The organism is Micrococcus sp. HMSC31B01 (assembly GCF_001816085.1).
Lineage (GTDB): Bacteria > Actinomycetota > Actinomycetes > Actinomycetales > Micrococcaceae > Micrococcus > Micrococcus luteus.
Window position 1 is genome coordinate 1 of record NZ_KV825243.1, and the last position, 3,800, is coordinate 3,800.

4 protein-coding genes, 1 tRNA gene and 1 pseudogene are annotated in these 3,800 nt (G+C 73.7%); 1 reads left to right on the plus strand and 5 read right to left on the minus strand.

All coding sequences use genetic code 11. From position 1 onward, the window contains the following. From nusG to HMPREF3105_RS08935, 3 genes are all read right to left on the minus strand, one after another. On the minus strand, nt 1–862 hold an 862-nt coding region (nusG, locus tag HMPREF3105_RS08925; protein ID WP_083325324.1), incomplete at its 3' end, for a transcription termination/antitermination protein NusG. 104 nt (nt 863–966) lie between these two features. Next, nucleotides 967–1,218 (minus strand): preprotein translocase subunit SecE, encoded by a 252-nt coding sequence (secE, locus tag HMPREF3105_RS08930; RefSeq protein ID WP_036317743.1) that lies wholly within the window; start codon nt 1,216–1,218, stop codon nt 967–969. 80 nt (nt 1,219–1,298) lie between these two features. After that, nucleotides 1,299–1,371: transfer RNA gene (locus HMPREF3105_RS08935), tRNA-Trp, on the minus strand. A gap of 173 nt (nt 1,372–1,544) precedes the next feature. Here HMPREF3105_RS08935 and HMPREF3105_RS08940 point away from each other — a divergent pair. Next, nucleotides 1,545–2,753: a pyridoxal phosphate-dependent aminotransferase gene (locus HMPREF3105_RS08940; protein WP_070709277.1), complete on the plus strand. Its 1,209-nt coding sequence runs from the start codon at nt 1,545–1,547 to the stop codon at nt 2,751–2,753. Nucleotides 2,754–2,800: 47 nt separating this feature from the next. Here HMPREF3105_RS08940 and HMPREF3105_RS08945 read toward each other — a convergent pair whose 3' ends face one another. Both HMPREF3105_RS08945 and HMPREF3105_RS08950 read right to left on the minus strand, forming a co-directional pair. Beyond that, on the minus strand, nt 2,801–3,499 hold the full coding sequence (locus tag HMPREF3105_RS08945) for a LuxR C-terminal-related transcriptional regulator (RefSeq protein ID WP_070709279.1): 699 nt from the start codon (nt 3,497–3,499) through the stop codon (nt 2,801–2,803). Further along, nucleotides 3,496–3,800, minus strand: a pseudogene (locus tag HMPREF3105_RS08950) (histidine kinase); the annotation flags it as partial. The pseudogene HMPREF3105_RS08950 and the gene HMPREF3105_RS08945, both read right to left, overlap by 4 nt.

A 3,800-nucleotide genomic window follows, 5' to 3' on the forward strand; every position in this document is an offset into this window, starting at 1 on the left:
TGAAGGACAGCGTCACGGGGGTCTCGCGCTCGAAGATCGAGACGAGCACCACGAGCTGCTGGGCCTCCGGCTTGATCTCGGAGATCGTGGCCGGGAGGGTCTCGAACGGGCCGTCGTTGACGGTGACCGACTCGCCGACCTCGAAGTCCACGTGGATCGCGGGGGCGGCGGGCGCACCGGACTCGGCCGCGGCGGGGACGGCCAGACCGGCCTTCTCGGCGGCGCGGGCGGCCTCCTGGATCACGGACGGGGCGAGCATGTCGTACACCTCGTCCAGGCTGAGCGGCTGCGGGTGGTGGGCGTCGTTGCCCACGAAGCCCGTGACGCCCGGGGTGTGCCGCACGACGCCCCACGAGGCGTCGTCGAGGTCCATGCGGACGAGCACGTAGCCCGGGATGCGCACGCGCGAGACGATCTTGCGCGTGGTGTTCTTGATCTCCACGACCTCCTCCATGGGGACCTCGATCTCGTAGATCGAGTCCTCCATGTCCTGGGTCAGGATGCGGGCCTCGAGGTTCGTCTTCACGCGCTTCTCGTAGCCGGCGTAGGTGTGGACGACGTACCAGTCGCCGGGCTGGCGGCGCAGGCGGGTGCGCAGCTCCTCGGCGGGGTCCACGGCGGGCTCGTCGTCGGACTGCTCCTCGACGGGGGTCGGTGCGTCCTCGCCCTCGGCGACGGCCAGGTCGGCCTCCTGCACGGTGGCCTCGGCGGTCTCGTCACCGCTGCCGGCGACCTCGTCCAGGGCGTCCTCGACGGGCGTGCCGGCGTCCTGCGCGGTCTCGGCGGTCTCCTCGGCCACGGCGTCCTCCGACATCGGGACGGACTCCTCGGCGGGCTGACGATCCAGTTCCTGCTCGGACACGGTTCCTGCTTTCTGCTGACGGACGGCGGGCCCTGCCGTCGGGGAGGGCCCTCACGGGCGTGCGGGGGACGCGTCCTGCGACGTCGGGACCGTCCGCGCCGGGCTCAGAGGCCGCCGGCGCCGAACAGGAGACCCGCCACGGTGCCGAACACCCAGTCCAGCCCCATGACCAGCAGGATCATGAACGCCACGAAGGCGAGCACCACTCCGGTCGTGCGCAGCAGCTCCTCGCTCGTGGGGGTGACGACCTTGCGGAGCTCGTCCACCACCTGGCGCAGGAACAGCGCGATCCGCGCGAACAGCCCGCGACGCTGCCTGCTCGGCGTGGGGGCGGGCCCCCCGCCGTTCGCCGCCATCTCAGTCACGTGGCCTCACTCGTCGGATCGCCGAATCGCTTTCTACACGTCCGATGCCGAGCACGAGGCCCGGCATCGAGCAGGGCAGACAGGACTCGAACCTGCAACCTGCGGTTTTGGAGACCGCTGCGCTACCAATTGCGCCACTACCCTTCGGACCGACGGAGCCGGCCGAACCCTCGCGGGATCGACCGTGATCGCGGTACCGGAGATCCAGGATACGCCATCGGGCGGCGGGAGTCGAACGGGCCCCGGGCAGTCAGTACCCTGGCAGGACGGAGCCCCGCTCCGCCCCGCCCTCCCCGTCGAGCTCGAAGAAGGTCCCCATGGCCGCGCCCGCCCGCCGCGTCTCCGCCCGTCTGTCCGCCATCGCGCCCTCCGCCACCCTCGCCGTCGACGCCCGCGCCAAGGAGCTCAAGGCCGCCGGGCGCCCGGTGATCGGCTTCGGCGCCGGCGAGCCCGACTTCCCCACCCCGGACTACATCGTGGAGGCCGCCGTCGCCGCGGCCCGGGACCCGAAGAACCACCGCTACTCCCCCGCCGCCGGCCTGCCCGAGCTGCGCGAGGCGATCGCGGCCAAGACGCTGCGCGACTCCGGCGTGTCCCTCGAGGCCGCCCAGGTGCTCGTGACCAACGGCGGGAAGCAGGCCGTGTACAACGCCTTCGCCGCCCTGCTGGACCCGCAGGACGAGGTGCTCGTCCCCGCCCCCTACTGGACCACCTACCCGGAGGCGATCCGCCTGGCCGGCGGCGTGCCGGTCGAGGTGTTCGCCGGCCCCGAGCAGGGCTACAAGGTCACCGTGGACCAGCTCGACGAGGCCGTCACGGACCGCACCAAGGTGCTCCTGTTCGTCTCCCCCTCCAACCCCACCGGCGCCGTGTACTCCCCCGAGGAGACGGCGGCGATCGGCCGGTGGGCACGGGAGCGGGGGCTGTGGGTGGTCACCGACGAGATCTACGAGCACCTGACCTACGACGGCATGCCGTTCACCTCGATCGTCCGCGCCGTGCCCGAGCTGGCGGAGCAGTCCGTGATCCTCAACGGCGTCGCCAAGACCTACGCCATGACGGGCTGGCGCGTCGGGTGGATGGCCGGCCCGCTGGACGTGGTCAAGGCCGCCACGAACCTGCAGTCCCACGCCACCTCGAACGTGGCCAACGTGTCGCAGCGGGCCGCGCTGGCCGCCATCGCCGGCCCGTTGGACGCCGTGGCGGAGATGAAGACGGCGTTCGACCGCCGGCGCCGGGCCATGGTCGAAGCCATGGACGCCGTGCCGGGCTTCCACTGCCCCACCCCGCAGGGCGCGTTCTACGCGTACGTGGACGTGCGGGAGGCGCTCGCGAAGACCTACCGCGGCGGCGTCACCCCCGCGACGTCGGCCGAGCTGGCCGCCTTCATCCTCGACGAGGCGGAGGTCGCCGTGGTCCCGGGCGAGGCGTTCGGCCCGTCCGGCTATCTGCGACTGTCCTACGCGCTGGGCGATGCGGACCTCGCCGAGGGCGTCGAGCGCATCCGCGCCCTGCTCAGCGCCTGAGCCGCACACCCCACCCCTGAGCCCCGCGACGCCGCGTGCCGCGGGGCTCAGGCGTATCCGCGGCGCGCGGCCCAGCGGGTCAGCTCGTGGCGGTTGGAGAGCTGGAGCTTGCGCAGCACGGAGGACACGTGGGTCTCGACCGTGCGGTCCGAGATGAACAGCTCCGCCCCGGCCTCCCGGTAGGTGTAGCCGCGGGCGATCAGCCGCATGACCTCCCGCTCCCGTGCCGAGAGCCGGTCGAGGTCCTCGTCGGGGGCCGCAGCCCCGCTCGTCGCCGCGGCGGGGACGAGCGGGGGCGCGGGCGCCGTGCCGCGGAAGGCGTCGAGGACGAACCCGGCCAGCCGGGACGAGAACACCGCGTCGCCGTCGGCCACGCGGACCGCCGCGTCCGCCACCTCCGCGCCGGAGGCCGTCTTGGTGATGTAGCCGCGGGCCCCCGCACGGATCACGGCGACGACGTCCTCGGCCGCGTCCGAGACGGACAGGGCCAGGAACCGCTGCGCGGGTCGGCGCGCGAGGACGCGTTCGGCCACCTCCGCTCCCCCGCCGCCGGCCCCGCCGGGCAGGTGCACGTCCAGCAGCACCACATCCGGCGCCACGTCCAGCACGGTGCGGACGGCCTCGTCCACGTCCCCGGCCTCGCCGACGATGGCCAGTCGGTCCGGGTCCAGGTCGGCGCGCAGGCCGGAGCGGAAGATCGCGTGGTCGTCCACGATGACGGCCGTGCGCGGGGCGGGGTCGGTCATGGGTGCTCCTGTCCGGTGCGCGCTCGCGCACCCTCGGGCTCGGTCAGGGTCAGGTGGACCTCGGTGCCGCCCGGGCCGGACCGGATGCGGGCGGTCCCGCCGGCACGCTCCATGCGGCCGACGATCGACTCCCGCACGCCGAGCCGGTCGGCCGGGACCGTGTGCAGGTCGAAGCCGGGGCCGCGGTCCCGGACGAACACCTCCGCGACGGTGCGGCCGCGCTCGTCCTCACCGGCCTCCGCGAAGACCTGCGCGTCGCCGGCGTGCCGGGCCGCGTTCTGCATGGCCTCGCGCGCCGCGG

Coding starts and splice junctions, on each gene's coding strand:
- secE (WP_036317743.1), bottom strand. CDS start 1,218: ATGGCGGCGAACGGCGGGGGGCCCGCCCCCACGCCGAGCAGGCAGCGT.
- HMPREF3105_RS08940 (WP_070709277.1), top strand. CDS start 1,545: ATGGCCGCGCCCGCCCGCCGCGTCTCCGCCCGTCTGTCCGCCATCGCG.
- HMPREF3105_RS08945 (WP_070709279.1), bottom strand. CDS start 3,499: ATGACCGACCCCGCCCCGCGCACGGCCGTCATCGTGGACGACCACGCG.